The sequence below is a fragment of the Rubellimicrobium sp. CFH 75288 genome (assembly GCF_009904055.1).
In the GTDB taxonomy this organism is placed as follows: Bacteria; Pseudomonadota; Alphaproteobacteria; order Rhodobacterales; family Rhodobacteraceae; genus Rubellimicrobium.
This window is the reverse complement of sequence record NZ_WYDP01000017.1, coordinates 77,038-90,907: the sequence shown is the minus strand read 5'-3', so window position 1 is coordinate 90,907 and position 13,870 is coordinate 77,038. Positions and strand designations below refer to the sequence as shown.

General features: G+C 75.0%; 14 protein-coding genes and 1 tRNA gene. 6 read left to right on the top strand and 9 right to left on the bottom strand.

Annotated elements, in window-relative coordinates:
* Nucleotides 1-199: 199 nt before the first annotated feature.
* On the top strand, nucleotides 200-1,201 hold the full coding sequence (locus tag GT358_RS13320) for a GlxA family transcriptional regulator (RefSeq protein ID WP_166583119.1): 1,002 nt from the start codon (nucleotides 200-202) through the stop codon (nucleotides 1,199-1,201).
* Here the strand turns inward: GT358_RS13320 and GT358_RS13315 are convergent.
* From GT358_RS13315 to GT358_RS13295, 5 genes are all read right to left on the bottom strand, one after another.
* A complete protein-coding gene (locus GT358_RS13315) occupies nucleotides 1,195-1,941 on the bottom strand; it encodes an SDR family NAD(P)-dependent oxidoreductase (RefSeq protein WP_166583118.1) in 747 nt (248 codons plus the stop codon). The genes GT358_RS13320 and GT358_RS13315 overlap by 7 nt on opposite strands.
* Before the next feature lie 182 nt (nucleotides 1,942-2,123).
* A tRNA-Thr gene (locus tag GT358_RS13310) sits at nucleotides 2,124-2,199 on the bottom strand.
* A 41-nt stretch (nucleotides 2,200-2,240) separates the two neighbouring features.
* Nucleotides 2,241-3,713: a heme biosynthesis protein HemY gene (locus GT358_RS13305; RefSeq protein WP_166583117.1), complete on the bottom strand. Its 1,473-nt coding sequence runs from the start codon at nucleotides 3,711-3,713 to the stop codon at nucleotides 2,241-2,243.
* 17 nt (nucleotides 3,714-3,730) lie between these two features.
* On the bottom strand, nucleotides 3,731-4,900 hold the full coding sequence (locus GT358_RS13300) for a hypothetical protein (RefSeq protein ID WP_166583116.1): 1,170 nt from the start codon (nucleotides 4,898-4,900) through the stop codon (nucleotides 3,731-3,733).
* Between the two features lie 476 nt (nucleotides 4,901-5,376).
* The gene (locus GT358_RS13295) at nucleotides 5,377-6,111 is read right to left on the bottom strand and encodes a uroporphyrinogen-III synthase (RefSeq protein ID WP_166583115.1); all 735 of its coding nucleotides are present in this window, start codon (nucleotides 6,109-6,111) and stop codon (nucleotides 5,377-5,379) included.
* Between the two features lie 119 nt (nucleotides 6,112-6,230).
* Between GT358_RS13295 and tsaD the strand changes: the two genes are divergently transcribed.
* The 3 genes from tsaD to GT358_RS13280 are packed head-to-tail and all read left to right on the top strand — an operon-like array spanning nucleotide 6,231 to nucleotide 8,724.
* A complete protein-coding gene (gene tsaD, locus GT358_RS13290; RefSeq protein WP_166583114.1) occupies nucleotides 6,231-7,331 on the top strand; it encodes a tRNA (adenosine(37)-N6)-threonylcarbamoyltransferase complex transferase subunit TsaD in 1,101 nt (366 codons plus the stop codon).
* Nucleotides 7,328-8,290 (top strand): NAD(P)H-dependent glycerol-3-phosphate dehydrogenase, encoded by a 963-nt coding sequence (locus GT358_RS13285; protein ID WP_166583113.1) that lies wholly within the window; start codon nucleotides 7,328-7,330, stop codon nucleotides 8,288-8,290. The genes tsaD and GT358_RS13285 overlap by 4 nt, the downstream gene beginning before the upstream one ends.
* 11 nt (nucleotides 8,291-8,301) lie before the next feature.
* A complete protein-coding gene (locus tag GT358_RS13280; RefSeq protein WP_166583112.1) occupies nucleotides 8,302-8,724 on the top strand; it encodes an EVE domain-containing protein in 423 nt (140 codons plus the stop codon).
* A 2-nt stretch (nucleotides 8,725-8,726) separates the two neighbouring features.
* Here GT358_RS13280 and GT358_RS13275 read toward each other — a convergent pair whose 3' ends face one another.
* Nucleotides 8,727-8,915, bottom strand: a complete 189-nt coding sequence (locus GT358_RS13275; RefSeq protein WP_166583111.1) for a hypothetical protein — start codon at nucleotides 8,913-8,915, stop codon at nucleotides 8,727-8,729.
* Between the two features lie 10 nt (nucleotides 8,916-8,925).
* Nucleotides 8,926-10,329, bottom strand: coding sequence for an adenosylhomocysteinase (ahcY, locus tag GT358_RS13270; RefSeq protein WP_166583110.1), 1,404 nt, complete (start codon nucleotides 10,327-10,329; stop codon nucleotides 8,926-8,928).
* Between the two features lie 124 nt (nucleotides 10,330-10,453).
* On the opposite strand from ahcY, the gene GT358_RS13265 reads away from it, so the two are divergent.
* On the top strand, nucleotides 10,454-11,068 hold the full coding sequence (locus GT358_RS13265) for an HD family hydrolase (RefSeq protein WP_166583109.1): 615 nt from the start codon (nucleotides 10,454-10,456) through the stop codon (nucleotides 11,066-11,068).
* Between the two features lie 7 nt (nucleotides 11,069-11,075).
* Here the strand turns inward: GT358_RS13265 and GT358_RS13260 are convergent, their stop codons facing one another.
* A complete protein-coding gene (locus GT358_RS13260) occupies nucleotides 11,076-11,657 on the bottom strand; it encodes an ActR/PrrA/RegA family redox response regulator transcription factor (RefSeq protein WP_166583108.1) in 582 nt (193 codons plus the stop codon).
* A gap of 54 nt (nucleotides 11,658-11,711) precedes the next feature.
* Nucleotides 11,712-12,341, bottom strand: coding sequence for an SCO family protein (locus GT358_RS13255; protein WP_166583107.1), 630 nt, complete (start codon nucleotides 12,339-12,341; stop codon nucleotides 11,712-11,714).
* Nucleotides 12,342-12,483: 142 nt separating this feature from the next.
* Here GT358_RS13255 and GT358_RS13250 point away from each other — a divergent pair, with 142 nt between their 5' ends.
* Nucleotides 12,484-13,857 (top strand): ActS/PrrB/RegB family redox-sensitive histidine kinase, encoded by a 1,374-nt coding sequence (locus GT358_RS13250; protein WP_166583106.1) that lies wholly within the window; start codon nucleotides 12,484-12,486, stop codon nucleotides 13,855-13,857.
* Nucleotides 13,858-13,870: the final 13 nt, after the last annotated feature.

Below are 13,870 nucleotides of genomic sequence, written 5' to 3'. Positions count from 1 at the left end.
CATCCTGCCGCTGGCAGCCGGATTGCACTTGATCGCGCGGTCGCGGAGATGGCACCGAAGGGCAAAGTCGGGAATGGCTTCATAATCATACGATACAGTTAGTTACGACAGAGTGGGGCAGGCCTCTGCACGACAGGCTGGACAGACTTGATCTCTAGGGACAGATTCCTGTCCATTCGGATCAAGCCGGAGACCGCTCATGCGCCGTGCCCCGGGAGAGCCGCACCGGGTGAGTCTGGTCCTCGTGCCCGGCTTTTCCTTTCTCGCGCTGCCGCTCGTGACCGAGCCGCTCTTTGTCGCCAACTGGGTGTCGGGGCGCAGCCTGTTCGCCTGGCGGCGCCTGTCGGTGGACGGCCTGGCCGTGCCCTCCTCGAGCGGGGCGGTCCTGCCGGTCGATTCCCCGCTCGGCCCCGCCGACGAGGCCGAGACCGTGCTGGTGCTTGCGAGCTTCGAGGCGCGCGCGGCCGCGGCGGATGCGCGCCTGCTGGGCTGGCTCCGGCGGATGGCCCGCCAGGGCGCGAGCGTGGGGGGAATCGAGACCGGCACGGAGGTTCTGGCGGCGGCCGGCCTGCTCGACGGGGAGACGGCGGCCGTCCACTGGTACACGATCGAGGGCTTTCGCGAGCGCTATCCGGCCGTGCGCGCCGTGCCGGGCCTGTTCCATGCAGCCCCCCGCCGGCCGACCTCGGCGGGAGGGACGGCGACGCTCGACCTCGTCCTCGGCCTGGTCGCCCAGGAAGGGGGCTCGGCCCTTGCGCAGGAGGTGGCCCATCACCTGCTCGCGGACGGGCCGCGGGCGGGGACCACGCGTCAGGCCGCCGCGGAGATCCCGCCGGGCTCGCCCGATGCGGTGGCGCGCGCGCTCGCCATTCTGGAGGCCGAGAGGGGGGAGCCGCCGGGTCCTGCGGCGCTGGCCCGCCAGGTGGGGCTCTCGCCCCGCCACCTCCAGCGCCTGTTCCGCCTCAGGCTCGGCCGCTCGGTCGGGGAGACGGCCCGTGCGCTGCGGCTCGAGCGGGCGCATGGTCTGGTCCAGCAGACGGATCTGCCGCTGTCGGAGGTGGCGGCCGCCTGCGGCTTCGGCTCGCTCGCCGCCCTGTCCCGGGCCTATCGGCGGGCCTTCGGCGTCTGTCCGAGCCGCGACCGCAGCCCTTCCGTGTCCGGCAGCGTCCTGCGCCCGCTCAGGGGCCCCGAGGCTCAGTAGGTGGCGCGCCCGCCCGAAAGGTCGAACACGGCGCCGGTGGCGAAGCTGTTGTCCTCCGAGCAGAGCCAGGCGATCAGGGAGGCCGCCTCGTCGGGCTCGAGGAACCGGCCGCGGGGGATGCGCGAGAGCATGTAGGCGATGTGTTCCTCGCTCATCTGCTCGAAGATGCGGGTACGCGCGGCGGCCGGTGTCACGCAGTTGACGGCGATGTTCTCGGCCGCATGCTCCTTGCCGAGCGACTTGGCCAGCGCGATCACCCCGGCCTTGGAGGCGGAATAGGCGGCGGCGTTCGGGTTGCCCTCCTTGCCCGCCACCGAGGCGATCAGGACGACGCGGCCGTAGCCCTGCGCGCTCATCTGCGGCAGGAGGGCGCGGGCGCAGAGGAACGTGCCCGTGAGGTTGATCTCGACGATGCGGCGCCAGGCCGCGGGGTCGTATTCCACGACGCGGCCGTTCGGGCCGGCGATCCCCGCCGAGGCGACCAGGATGGATGCGGGGCCGAGCGCGGCGGCCGTGCGGGCGGCCGCCTCGGCCACGGCCGCCTCGTCGGTCACGTCCATGCCGACCGCGAGATGCCCCTCGCCCAAAGCCGCCGCGGCCTGCTCGGCGAGCGAGGCGTCCAGGTCCCAGAGCGCGACCCGCGCCCCTCCGGCCGCGAGATGGCGGGCCACGGCCAGGCCCAGCCCCTGCGCGCCGCCGGTCACCACCGCCGTGCGGCCTGCGAAGTCGTGGCGGATCATGCGGCGCGCTCCTCCCTCCGGTGGGGCCGACGATAGGTCAGCGCCGGGTTGAGCTCCACCCCGAAGCCCGGCGCATCGCCCTCCGCCAGAGCCTGGACGAGTGGCATCGCGCCGCCGATGCGGCCCGGTACGGAGCGAGACTGGCCGGTCGGGCCGCCCTCCCGGCTGTCGGAGCGGGGCGCTGGTGCCGCAGAAGGGACTCGAACCCCCGACCCCATCATTACGAATGACGTGCTCTACCAGCTGAGCTACTGCGGCGCCGGGGGGCTCTTAGCATCGCGCGGCGGCGGGGAAAAGGGCTATCGGACGGGTTCGACGTCCGGTCGCGGCGGGGTCTCCACAGGGGCAGACGGATCGGCGACCACGGGCAGCGACCCGTCCGGCGCGGGCGGCGCGGCGGCGCGGTCCACCAGAAGCGGCAGCAGCTCGGCACCGCCGGGCAGGCGCGCCTCGGCGGGCGGAGAGGTCCAGCTCAGCGTGTCGAAGGCGTGGCAGTTCTCGCAGACGGGTGTCCAGGCGGCATGGATGCGCCCGCAGGCCTCGCAGACCCATTGCGGACCCCGCGGTGCGGCCAGCGCGCGGGTGAGCCAGCCCCGGACCGCTGCCTCGTCCTCGCCGCGCCCGCGGGCGATCGCCGCCATCAGCGTGAGCGACCGGCCCGTGGGCTCGCGCTCGGGCAGGTCGCCCAGTGCCAGCCGGGCTTCCTCGAACTGCTCGGCCGCGATCAGAAGTTCGGCCCGCAGCATCCGCGTCTCGGGATGGTCGGCACGCAGTTCGGTCAGCGCGCGGAACCGGCGCACCCGCTCGGCCGGACTTTCCTCCGGCACGATCTCCGCGAAGGCCGCAGCAAGATCGGGATGCGGCTGAGCCTCCCAGGCCTTGCGCAGGATGCGCGCAGCCTGCCGGCCCTCCCCCCGCGCGATATGGCTGCGCGCGGCCATGACCGCGGCGGGCACGAGGTCGGGCGACAGCCGGTTGGCCTCGATGGCGGCCTCGCGGGCCTCCACCGTGGCGCCCTCCGCCATGACCTCCGCCGCCTGTCCGAGCGCGAGAACGGCGTCGCGGCGGCGGTGGAGGTCGCGCGGCAGGCTGCCCGATCGGCGCTGTGCGGCGAGCGTCCGGCGCGCGCCTGCCCAGTCGTGCGACTCCGCCTGCAGGCGCAGCAGCGTGTCCTGGATCTCGCGGTTGTCGGGGTCGAGGGCGAAGGCCCGTTCTGCCAGGCGCAGGGCGGTCGCGTCGTCGCCCTCGGCGAGCTTCTGGCGCAGCAGACCCCGCAGCCCGGCAAGGCGCGAGCCGTCATGGGCCGCAAGCAGCGCCCACATCTCCGCCGCACGGGTCCGGTCCCCCGCCGCCTCGGCCGACTGGGCCAGGATCAGGTGCGTCAGTTCCGGCCAGTCCAGATGCCGCCGGGCCGCCTCCGCCCGCGCCTGCGCCTCGGCCGGACGGCCCGAGGCGAGCAGGAGAGCGGCCTCGGTCAGTTCCTGCATCCCTTTGCGCCGGCGGTTGCGGGAGAAGTGGCGCGACAGGGCCGTATCGTCCCCGTTCAGGAACCGCACCAGGGCGCCCATGACGCCCAGCAGCTTGAGCAGGACCCAGAGCACCAGCAGAAGCAGCGCCAGAAGCACGACGCCCTGCAGGGGCGTCAGCGTGGCCTCCCATCCGCCCACGGCGATCACCGCACCGCCCGGCTGCTCGAGCAGCCAGGCCCCGCCGAGGGTCAGGCCCGCCACGACCAGGACGAACAGGAGCAGCTTGAGCAGGGTCCAGAGCATCGGGCCGGCCTTTCGGGTCAGGGAGCCGCGGGAATGGTGCGCTCGGCCGCGGCGCCGAGCCCGTCGCGCAGGGCCGCCTCGGCGGCCGCGCGCGCCTCCGCCCGGTCGAGCCAGGGCCGCAGCGCCTCGCGCACGGGGTCCGGAAGGGCCGCGATCTCGCGCAGGGCCTCGTCCAGCTGGTTCGCGGCCAGGGCCGCTTCGGCCCGCGACAGGATCGCGTCCGGGTCGTCGCCCTCGCGCGGGAGCGTGGAGCGGATGCCGAACTGCCCGCGCAGGAAGGCGACGGCGCCGCCGCCGGCATCCAGAAGCCCCTCGGCCCGCGCGCGCTCGAGCGCGGCCCGCGCCGCAGCCGGAAAGTCCGCCCGCAGCGCCGCCAGGGTGGGCAGGCCGGTCTCGGCCGCAGCCTCGAAGGCCGGCGGGGGGGCCGCGCCGCTCTCCCGCAGCTCCTCGAGGGCGGGGGCGAGCGGCGCGCCCGTCTCCAGCGCGGCGGCGATCCGGGCCAGCGCGGCGCGGGCTTCAGCTTCCGCCTCGGCCGCCTCGGCACGGCTCCGGGCCGCCTCGGCCTCGGCCGCCACCGCCTCGGCCCGCGCTTCGGCCGCCTCGGCACGGCTCAGGGCGTCCGCCGCGGTCCCGAGCGCGCGGGCGCTTTCATCCTCCAGCCGCTCCAGCGACTCGGCCATGGCCGCACGGGCCTCCTCCAGGGCGTCGCGCGCGGCCTCCAGGTCTTCGACCCGCGCGACCAGATCGGCCTGCCCGGCCTCGAGCTCCGCAACAAGGCTCTCCAGGGGGCTCGCCGGCGGCGCAAAGGCGCGGGGGGCTGCCGGTGCGGGACGGGGCAGGGCCTCGAGGGCGTCGAGCCGGGAGCCGAGCGTTTGCACCGTCTCCGCCTCCCCCGCGACCTGCGCCTCGAGCGCAGCCGTCCGGGCCTCCAGATCCGCAAGCGCGCCCTCGAGGCCGCTCAGGTCGGGCGCGGCGGGGGCCGGCAGCGCCTCCAAGGCGTCGAGCCGCGCCGCCTGAGCCTCAAGGGTGCGGGACAGGTCCGCCAGCGCCCCGGCCGGATCGGCGGGCAGGGGTCGGGATTCGAGCGCGCCGAGGCGCTGCTCGAGGGTGCGCAGCCCCGGCTGGGGCACGAGCCCGGCCTGCTGGCCCAGCCAGAGCGCCCCGCCGCCCAGCAGGGCCGCGAGCACACCCCCGAGGAGAAGGCCCCCGAGGCCTCGGCGCGGCGCATCCGCTGCCGGCGGCAAGGGGGCAGGCGAGGCCGGGGACGGCCGCTCCCTGTCCGCGGCGGGCGGTTCTCCGGCCGGCCCGGCCGGCGCAGCGGAGCCGGCCGGCGGGACGGTCGTCCCCCCGTCCGGGGCCGTCCGGTCCGGCGCGGGGCCGCTCTGGGGGGATGGCTCTCCGGCCCGCATCCCGGGCGCAGGTCCGGCCGGGGCGGGCTTCCCGCTGGTCGCGGCGGGCTTTCCGCCCGGCCCGTCCCCCGCGGAGGGAGGCGCCCCGGGCCCGTCCGTCCCGGCTGCAGGACCGGCCGACGCGTCCTTCCGCTCCGCCGCACCGCGGGGCGTGTCGCCGGCCGGTCCGGTCGGGTCCCTGTCCGGTGGGGTGTTGCGCGCCATGGTCCGCCCTCGCTGCCCGCCCCGGCAGCGGGCCGGGAGTCCGGCAGTACCTAATCCGGTCGCCCCATGCCCTCAAGCCACGCCACGCACCGCGCGGTGGCGCGCAGCATGGCCTCGCCGTCGGGCCGGGCGGCGAGCCGCAGCGACCGGTGCGGCAGCCCGGCTGCGGCCTCCGCCACGGCCGGGCTCATGGCGACGAGGTGGAGCGGGGCCCGGCTCCCCCAGCCCGCCACCACCGCCGCGCTGCGCGGCGAGAAGAGCGGCAGCACGGTCGGCCGCGTCCCCTCGAGAACCGCCCGCGCCTCTGCCGAGGGGGCGAGCGCCTCCTGCCGGTAGACCACGGCCTCCTCGGCCGCGAGCCCCGCCTCGCGCAGCCGCGCCACCACGTCGCCCCGTGCCTGCTCGCCGCGCAGATGGAGCAGCGGACCGGCCGGCCGCTCTGCCACGAGCGCCGCGACGAGGGCCTCCGCATCGGGTCCCGCCTCGCGCGCGCCGAGGCCTGCCTGCTCCGCGACCGCGCGCGTCCGGGGACCCACGCACCAGGCGGGCAGCCCCGCGAGACCGAAGTCCGGCACCCGCGCGGCGCCGTTCTCGGAGGTGAGGATCAGCCCGGCCGGGACGAGGGGCAGGCGGACCTCCAGAGGCCGGATCCGCAGCGCCGGGCTCAGGACGGCACGGGGCAGCCGTCCCCCCCGCAGGACCCGCAGCGCCTCGAGGAAGCGGCGCGCGGCCGGCTCGGGGCGCGTCACCAGCAGGACCGGTCCGTCCGACTCGCTGCGGTCCATGTCCCGCCCTCCACGCGCTCGCCGTCCCGACCGGCCGCGGCGCTTGCCCCGGCCGCGCGGCGGATGCTAGGCGGACCCGCGTCGGGGCAAAAGCCCCGGGGCCTTCGCGGCGGAGCGCCATGGTCGGGCAAGCCCCCCTCACCCTTCTCGGCATCGAGTCGAGCTGCGACGACAGCGCCGCGGCGGTGATGCGCGAAGGCCCCCCGGGCGCGCGGATCCTCTCCTCCGTCGTGGCCGGCCAGGCGCAGCTGCATGCCCCGTTCGGCGGCGTCGTTCCCGAGATCGCCGCACGCGCCCATGCCGAAGCGCTCGACCATTGCGTGGAGGCCGCCCTGAGCCGTGCGGGGCTCGGGCTCGATCGGATCGACGGGATCGCGGTGACCAGCGGTCCCGGCCTCGTGGGCGGGCTGCTGGCCGGGGTCATGACCGCGCGCGGTCTGGCCGCAGCCACGGGCCTGCCGCTCTGGGGCATCAACCATCTGGCCGGCCATGCGCTCACCCCGCGGCTGACGGACGACCTGCCTTTTCCGTATCTCGTCCTGCTCGTCTCGGGAGGTCATGCCCAGCTCCTGCTCGTGGAGGGCGCCGCCGCCTTCCGGCGTCTCGGCGGGACCATCGACGACGCGCCCGGCGAGGCCTTCGACAAGGTCGCGCGCCTTCTCGGCCTGCCCCAGCCGGGCGGGCCCGCGGTAGAGGAGGCGGCGCAGGGCGGCGATCCGGCCCGCTTCGACCTGCCCCGGCCGCTTCTGGACCGCGACGGGCTCGAGCTGTCCTTTTCGGGGCTCAAGACTGCCGTCCTGCGCTGGCGCGACCGGCTCGTGGCCGAAGCGGGAGGCCTGCGCGAAAGCGACCGGCGCGACCTCTGCGCGGGGTTCGAGGCGGCGGTGGCCGACATCCTTTCTGCCAAGCTGCGCCGCGCGATCGCGCAGGCCCGGACGATCCGTCCCGATCTCGCGGGCCTCGCGGTGGCAGGGGGGGTGGCCGCCAACCGGCGCCTGCGCGCTGCGCTCGAGACCGAGGCGGCCGGGGCGGGCCTGCCGCTCGTCTCGCCCGCGCCTGCGCTCTGCACCGACAATGCCGCCATGATCGCCTGGGCCGCCATCGAGCGGGCCCGTGCGGGACTCGCGCCCGGCACCGACCTGACCGCCCGGCCGCGCTGGCCGCTCGACGAGGCCGCCGCGCCGATGCTCGGATCGGGGCGCAAGGGGGCCAAGGCATGAGCCGCGTCGCGGTGATCGGCTCCGGCGCCTTCGGCGCGGCCCTCGCCATTGCCCTTGCTGCGCAGCATGACGTCGTCCTCTGGGGTCGCGAAACCCCTCTCATGGAGCGGGCCCGGCAGGAGAGGCGCCTGCCCCGCCTGCCCGGGGCGATCCTGCCCGACCGGGTGCAGCCGACGGGGGACCTCGGCGCCGTCAGGGGGGCCGAGGCCGTGCTTCTGGCCGTGCCCGCCCAGGCGCTGCGCGAGTTTCTCGCTGCGCAGCGAACGGTCCTGGCCGGCGCTGCGCCGGTCGCCTGCTGCAAGGGCATCGACCTGGCCACAGGCGAAGGCCCCAGCGCCCTGATCGCCGCCGCGCTGCCCGGTTCGCGCCCCGCCCTGCTCACCGGTCCCTCCTTTGCCGCCGACATCGCCCGGGGCCGCCCCGCCGCCCTCACCCTGGCCTGCCGGGACGAGGCGGAGGGCGCACGCCTGCAGGCGCTGCTCTCCACGCCGACGCTGCGGCTCTACCGCACCCCCGACGTGACCGGGGCCGAGCTGGGGGGCGCGCTCAAGAACGTCGTGGCGATCGCCTGCGGCGCCTGCATCGGCGCAGGCTTCGGCGAATCGGCCCGCGCGGCGCTGCTGGCCCGCGGCTTCGCCGAGACCGTCCGCCTCGCCCGGCATCTGGGGGCGCAGGAATCCACGCTGATGGGCCTGTCGGGGCTGGGGGATCTGGTGCTCACCGCCACCTCGGAGGAGTCGCGCAACTTCCGCTTCGGTCTTGCGCTGGGCCGCGGCGAGGGCTTTGCGCCGGACGTGACCGTGGAAGGGGCGGCGACCGCGCGCGCGGCGCTGGCGCTCGCGGCGCGCTGCGGCATCGAGATGCCGGTCACGGCCGCCGTGGCGGGGCTGGTCGAGGGGCGCCTGGATGCCGAGACGGCGCTGCGGCTGCTGCTCGAGCGGCCCTTGCGCACGGAGTGAAGGGGGAAACCATGGCCTTCTGGCTGTTCAAGAGCGAGCCGCATGTCTTCTCCTGGGCCGATCAGGTCGCGCTGGGCGATGCGGGCGGCCCGTGGGACGGGGTGCGCAACCATGCCGCGCGCAACCACATGCGCGCCATGACGGTGGGCGACCGCGGCTTCTTCTACCATTCGGGGGCCCAGCCGGCCGTGGTGGGCCTGGTCGAGGTCGTCGCACCCGCCGCACCGGACCCGACCGCGCCGCCCGACAGCGGCTGGGATTGCGTGAGCCTGCGCGCCCTCGCCCCCCTGCCCCGGCCCGTGTCGCTGCGCAGCATCAAGGCCGAACCGGCGCTGGCCGAGATGGTTCTCGTGAGGAACTCGCGCCTGTCGGTCCAGCCGGTGCGGCCGGAGGAATGGGAGCGCGTCTGCGCGATGGGGGGCCTGGCGCCCTGAGATCAGCGCCGCCCGCTCCACAGGGCGAGCGCGGCCCCCAGAACGGCCAGCCCCAGGCCCCAGCCGATCCAGGCGCGGTCGCCCAGCATCGGGCTGCGCGTGGGCCATGGCACCCACCCCGCCCCCTGCGCCGCCCAGAGCAGGCCCAGGAGGATCAGGACGACGCCCAGAACCCCGAAGGCCCGGCTCATCCCCGCGCCCTCAATAGCGGTAATGGTCGGGCTTGAACGGCCCCTCGGGCGACACGCCGATATAGGCCGCCTGCTCGGGGCTGAGCGGGGTGAGCCGCGCGCCGACCTTGGCGAGGTGAAGCCGTGCGACCTTTTCGTCGAGATGCTTGGGCAGGATGTAGACGCCCGGCGGATAGGCCTCGGGGCGGGTCCACAGCTCGATCTGCGCAAGGACCTGGTTGGTGAAGGAGGCGCTCATCACGAAGGACGGATGCCCCGTCGCATTGCCGAGGTTCAGAAGCCGCCCCTCCGAGAGCAGGATGATGCGGTTGCCGCCGGGCATCTCGATCAGGTCCACCTGGTCCTTGACGCGCGTCCACTTGTGGTTGCGCAGCGCGGCGACCTGGATCTCGTTGTCGAAGTGCCCGATATTGCCGACGATCGCCATGTCCTTCATCCGCCGCATGTGCTCGAGACGGATGACGTCCCTGTTGCCCGTGGCGGTGATGAAGATGTCGGCCGTCTCCACCTCGTCCTCGAGCAGCGTGACCTCGTAGCCGTCCATCGCGGCCTGCAGCGCGCAGATCGGGTCCGTCTCGGTGACCTTCACGCGCGCGCCTGCGCCCCGCAGGCTGGCGGCCGAGCCCTTGCCCACGTCGCCATAGCCGCAGACCACGGCGACCTTGCCCGCCATCATCGTGTCGGTGGCCCGCCGGATGCCGTCCACCAGCGATTCCTTGCAGCCGTAGCGGTTGTCGAACTTGGACTTGGTGACGCTGTCGTTGACGTTGATCGCCGGAAAGGGCAGCCGCCCCTGCCGATGCAGGTCGTAGAGGCGCTTGACGCCGGTGGTCGTCTCCTCGGTCACGCCGCGGATGGCGTCGCGCTGGCGCGTGAACCAGCCCGGGGTCTCGGCCATGCGGCGGCGGATCTGCGCAAACAGCGCCTCCTCCTCCTCGCTCTCGGGGCGGGCGATGAGATCGCCCTCGCCACCCTCGACCCGGGCGCCGAGCAGCACATAGAGCGTCGCGTCGCCCCCGTCGTCCAGGATCATGTTGGCCCCGTCCCCGCCGAAGGCGAAGATGCGGTCCGTATAGGCCCAGTATTCCTCGAGCGTCTCGCCCTTGACGGCAAAGACCGGCACGCCCGCCTCGGCGATGGCGGCGGCGGCGTGGTCCTGGGTGGAGAAGATGTTGCAGGAGGCCCAGCGCACCTCCGCGCCCAGGGCCGTCAGGGTCTCGATCAGCACGGCCGTCTGGATCGTCATGTGCAGCGAGCCTGCGATGCGCGCGCCCGCGAGCGGCCGGGTGGCGCCGAACTCCTCGCGCAGGGCCATCAGCCCGGGCATCTCCGTCTCGGCGATGGCGATCTCCGTCCGGCCCCAGGCGGCGAGGCCGGGGTCGCGCACCACGAAATCCGGACGGTCGAGCGGCATGGGCTGTCTCCTCGGTGATCCCGCCCGGCCCATAGCACCGCCGCCCCCGCCCGTCCACCGAAGGCCCGCTTGAGCCCGCCCCCTGCCCGCGGCAGGATCGGCGCCGCGACGGGGGAGCGGACGCATGACGGGGAGGACGCGCGCAGACCGGCCGCGGGCCTGGCAGCGGATGCTGTCGGGCCGCCGGCTCGACCTGCTCGATCCGTCCCCCCTCGATGTCGAGCTGGAGGACATCGCCCACGGGCTCGCCTTCGTGGCGCGCTGGAACGGGCAGACGCGGGGCGAATGGCCCTATTCGGTGGCCGAGCACGCGCTCCTCGTGGAGGACATCTTCGGCCGCCTCGAACCCGGCACGGAGCCGCGCTGGCGGCTGGCTGCGCTGCTCCACGACGCGCCGGAATACGTGATCGGGGACATGATCTCGCCCGTGAAGGGCGTGCTGGGCGAGGGCTATGCCGCCCTCGAGGCCCGCCTGATGGAGGCCGTGCATCTGCGCTTCGGCCTGCCCGCCCGCCTGCCCGTGGCGGTCAAGCGGTCGATCAAGCGCGCCGACCGCGCCGCGGCCTGGGCCGAGGCGACGGCGCTTGCGGGGTTCTCGCTGGGTGAGGCCGACCGCCTGTTCGGCCGCCCGGCCGAGGGCGCGCTGCCCTCAGGCCCGCTCGCTCCCCTGCCCCCCACGGCCGCGCGCGCGGCCTTCATCGCCCGCCACCGCGCGCTGGAGGCGGCCTGTTTCACGTGAAACAGGCTCAGCGGGGGGAACGCTTGGCGAGGATGCGCTGGAGCGTGCGGCGGTGCATTCCCAGCCGCCGCGCGGTTTCCGACACGTTGCGGTCGCACAGTTCGAACACGCGCTGGATGTGCTCCCACCGGACGCGGTCGGCGCTCATGGGCTTCTCGGGGGGCTCGGGCAGCGCGCCCTCCTCGGCCAGAAGGGCGCGCGTGACCTCCTCGGCATCGGCCGGCTTGGCGAGATAGTCGGTCGCTCCGATCTTGACGGCCGCCACGGCCGTGGCGATAGCGCCATAGCCCGTCAGCACGATCACCCGGCTGTCGGGGCGCCGCTCGCGCAGGCGCTCGACCACGTCGAGGCCGTTGCCGTCCGACAGGCGCAGGTCCACCACGGCATAGGCGGGGGGATGGGCCGCGATCGCCTCGCGCGCGGCGGCCACGGAGCCGGCCGTCTCCACCCGGAAGCCGCGCCGCTCCATCGCGCGCGCGAGGCGCTTGAGGAAGGCCTCGTCGTCGTCCACGAGAAGGAGCGACGGGTCCGGTCCGATCGCTGGCAGGGGCGGCGCATCGGCCGCCGGGAACGGGGCTTGCGGGATCATGCCCCTAGGATAGGCGCGACCCGGACGGTTTCAATCCGGGCGCCCCCTGCGGCGTCAGGCCGCAGCCTCCACGAAGCACTGGAGACGGTCGGCCACCGCCTCGGGGCTCTCCTCCCGCCGCACGAAATCGACGAATCCCACCTCCGGCAGGACCAGGTAGCTGAAGGTGGAATGGTCCACGAGATAGAAGCCGTCCTCGGCCGGCTGGGCCTGGGCATAGACGCGCCAGGCGCGCTTGGCGGCGTCCACCTGCTCGGGGCTGCCGCTCAGCCCCACCGCGTCGTCGTGGAAGTTCAGCGCCCATTCGGCGGCCCAGTCGGGCGTGTCGCGGGCCGGATCGACCGACACGAAGACGGGCCGTGCCGGGATGCCGCGCGATTCGAGGATGCGGGCAGCCTCGCCGTTGCGCGCCATGTCGAGCGGGCAGACATCGGGGCAGAAGGTGTAGCCGAAATAGAGGATCGTCGGCTCCGTGAACACGTCCGCCTCCGTGACGGTGCGCCCCTGCCCGTCCACCAGCGTGAAGGGCCCGCCGATATCGCCCCCCGTCACGCCTCCCCGGCAGGCGGCGAGCGCCGCATCGCCCCCCCGCCAGCCCGACAGGACCGAGGGCAGGCTCGCCACGGCGCCCAGCCCCAGCAGGAGGGCGGCGGCGGACAGGATGACGAGCGGCTGGCGGCGCATCACGTGGCACTCCCCGGCATTGGGCGGCGCGATTGATGCGCCGCCTGCGGCCGCCATATCAATGCGGCCCGCCGCCGCAAGGCCCGGGGACGGGCCGGCGCCCGCGGGCGCGCCAGATGGGCCGTCCGACGCAGGAGCCTCCATGCCGCACGTCCCGCCAGACCTCGCGCCGACCGAGCCGGGTGGCGTCACGCTGCGCACGCTCACGCTGCTGCGCTGGGTCGCGATCGCGGGGCAGAGCGGCGCCGTGCTGGTGGCGACGGAGGGACTCGACCTCGCGATCCCGGTGGGCCCGGTCTCGGCCGTCATCGGGCTGTCGGTTCTCGTCAACCTGGTGGCGGGCCTGACCGCCCCGCGCACGCGCCGCCTTGCCCAGGGCGAGGCGGCGGCGCTGTTTGCCTTCGACATCGTCCAGCTCGGCCTGCTTCTGGCCCTGACGGGGGGGCTTGCCAATCCCTTTGCCGTCCTGATCCTCGCCCCGGTGACGATCGCCGCCACCACGCTGAGCGGCCGGCACGCGCTCGGGCTGGGGCTCCTCACGGTCCTGGTCGTCTCCGCGATCGGCCTGTGGAACGTGCCCCTGCGCGGACCCTCGGGTCCCTTGGCACCACCGGTCCTGCTGCTCTGGGGCTTCTGGCTGGCCCTCGCCATCGGCACGGGCTTTCTGGCCCTGTATGCCCGCCGGGTCATGGCCGAGCGTGCGGCGATGGCCGAGGCGCTGACGGCCACGCAGATGGCGCTCGCCCGCGCGCAGCGGCTGTCCGACCTCGACGGGGTGGTGGCGGCGGCCGCCCACGAGATGGGCACGCCCCTGGCCACCATCAAGCTCGTCACCTCCGAGATGCTCGACGAGCTGGAACAGCGGCCCGATCTGGCCCATCTGGCCGAGGATGCGCGGCTCCTGCGAGAGCAGGCCGACCGCTGCCGCGACATCCTGCGCGCCATGGGCCGGACGGCGGCGCGCGACCCCTATCTCGACCGGGCGCCCCTGCAGGCCGTGGTGGAGGAGGCCGCCGAACCCCATCTGGCCCGCGGCCGGACGGTGGATCTGCGGGTGCCCGAGGGCCGTCAGCCCGCGATCCCGCGCCGGCCCGAGATCGTCCACGGCCTGCGCAGCCTCGTGCAGAATGCCGTGGACTTCTCGCGCGAACGGGTGGAGATCCGCCTCGACTGGTCGGGCGGCCGCGTCGTCGTGCGGATCGCCGATGACGGGCCGGGCTTTCCGCCCGGGCTTCTGGACCGCATCGGCGATCCGCTCGCCACCCGCCGCGCCGCGCGCGAGCGCGAGAGCCGCCCCGGCTACGAAGGCATGGGTCTGGGGCTCTTCATCGCCAAGACGCTCTTGGAGCGGACGGGCGCGCGGATCACCTTCGCCAACGGCGCCCGGGGCGGGGCCGTGGCGCTGGTAGCCTGGCCGCTGTCGGCGCTGGCGGCTCCCGATGCGCCGGAGCGTGACCCCGGCGCCACAGCCCCCGGCCGCCCCGATCCGGCCGCGGGCGGATTAACCTCCTCTTAACCATTTCCTGCCA

What these genes read in the sequence shown, in the direction of transcription:
- GT358_RS13275 (WP_166583111.1), bottom strand. Translation starts at nt 8,915, where the DNA reads ATGAGCCGGGCCTTCGGGGTTCTGGGCGTCGTCCTGATCCTCCTGGGC.
- GT358_RS13250 (WP_166583106.1), top strand. Translation starts at nt 12,484, where the DNA reads ATGCCGCACGTCCCGCCAGACCTCGCGCCGACCGAGCCGGGTGGCGTC.
- ahcY (WP_166583110.1), bottom strand. Translation starts at nt 10,329, where the DNA reads ATGCCGCTCGACCGTCCGGATTTCGTGGTGCGCGACCCCGGCCTCGCC.
- GT358_RS13295 (WP_166583115.1), bottom strand. Translation starts at nt 6,111, where the DNA reads ATGGACCGCAGCGAGTCGGACGGACCGGTCCTGCTGGTGACGCGCCCC.
- GT358_RS13305 (WP_166583117.1), bottom strand. Translation starts at nt 3,713, where the DNA reads ATGCTCTGGACCCTGCTCAAGCTGCTCCTGTTCGTCCTGGTCGTGGCG.
- GT358_RS13265 (WP_166583109.1), top strand. Translation starts at nt 10,454, where the DNA reads ATGACGGGGAGGACGCGCGCAGACCGGCCGCGGGCCTGGCAGCGGATG.
- GT358_RS13280 (WP_166583112.1), top strand. Translation starts at nt 8,302, where the DNA reads ATGGCCTTCTGGCTGTTCAAGAGCGAGCCGCATGTCTTCTCCTGGGCC.
- GT358_RS13315 (WP_166583118.1), bottom strand. Translation starts at nt 1,941, where the DNA reads ATGATCCGCCACGACTTCGCAGGCCGCACGGCGGTGGTGACCGGCGGC.
- GT358_RS13260 (WP_166583108.1), bottom strand. Translation starts at nt 11,657, where the DNA reads ATGATCCCGCAAGCCCCGTTCCCGGCGGCCGATGCGCCGCCCCTGCCA.
- GT358_RS13255 (WP_166583107.1), bottom strand. Translation starts at nt 12,341, where the DNA reads ATGCGCCGCCAGCCGCTCGTCATCCTGTCCGCCGCCGCCCTCCTGCTG.
- GT358_RS13285 (WP_166583113.1), top strand. Translation starts at nt 7,328, where the DNA reads ATGAGCCGCGTCGCGGTGATCGGCTCCGGCGCCTTCGGCGCGGCCCTC.
- GT358_RS13320 (WP_166583119.1), top strand. Translation starts at nt 200, where the DNA reads ATGCGCCGTGCCCCGGGAGAGCCGCACCGGGTGAGTCTGGTCCTCGTG.
- tsaD (WP_166583114.1), top strand. Translation starts at nt 6,231, where the DNA reads ATGGTCGGGCAAGCCCCCCTCACCCTTCTCGGCATCGAGTCGAGCTGC.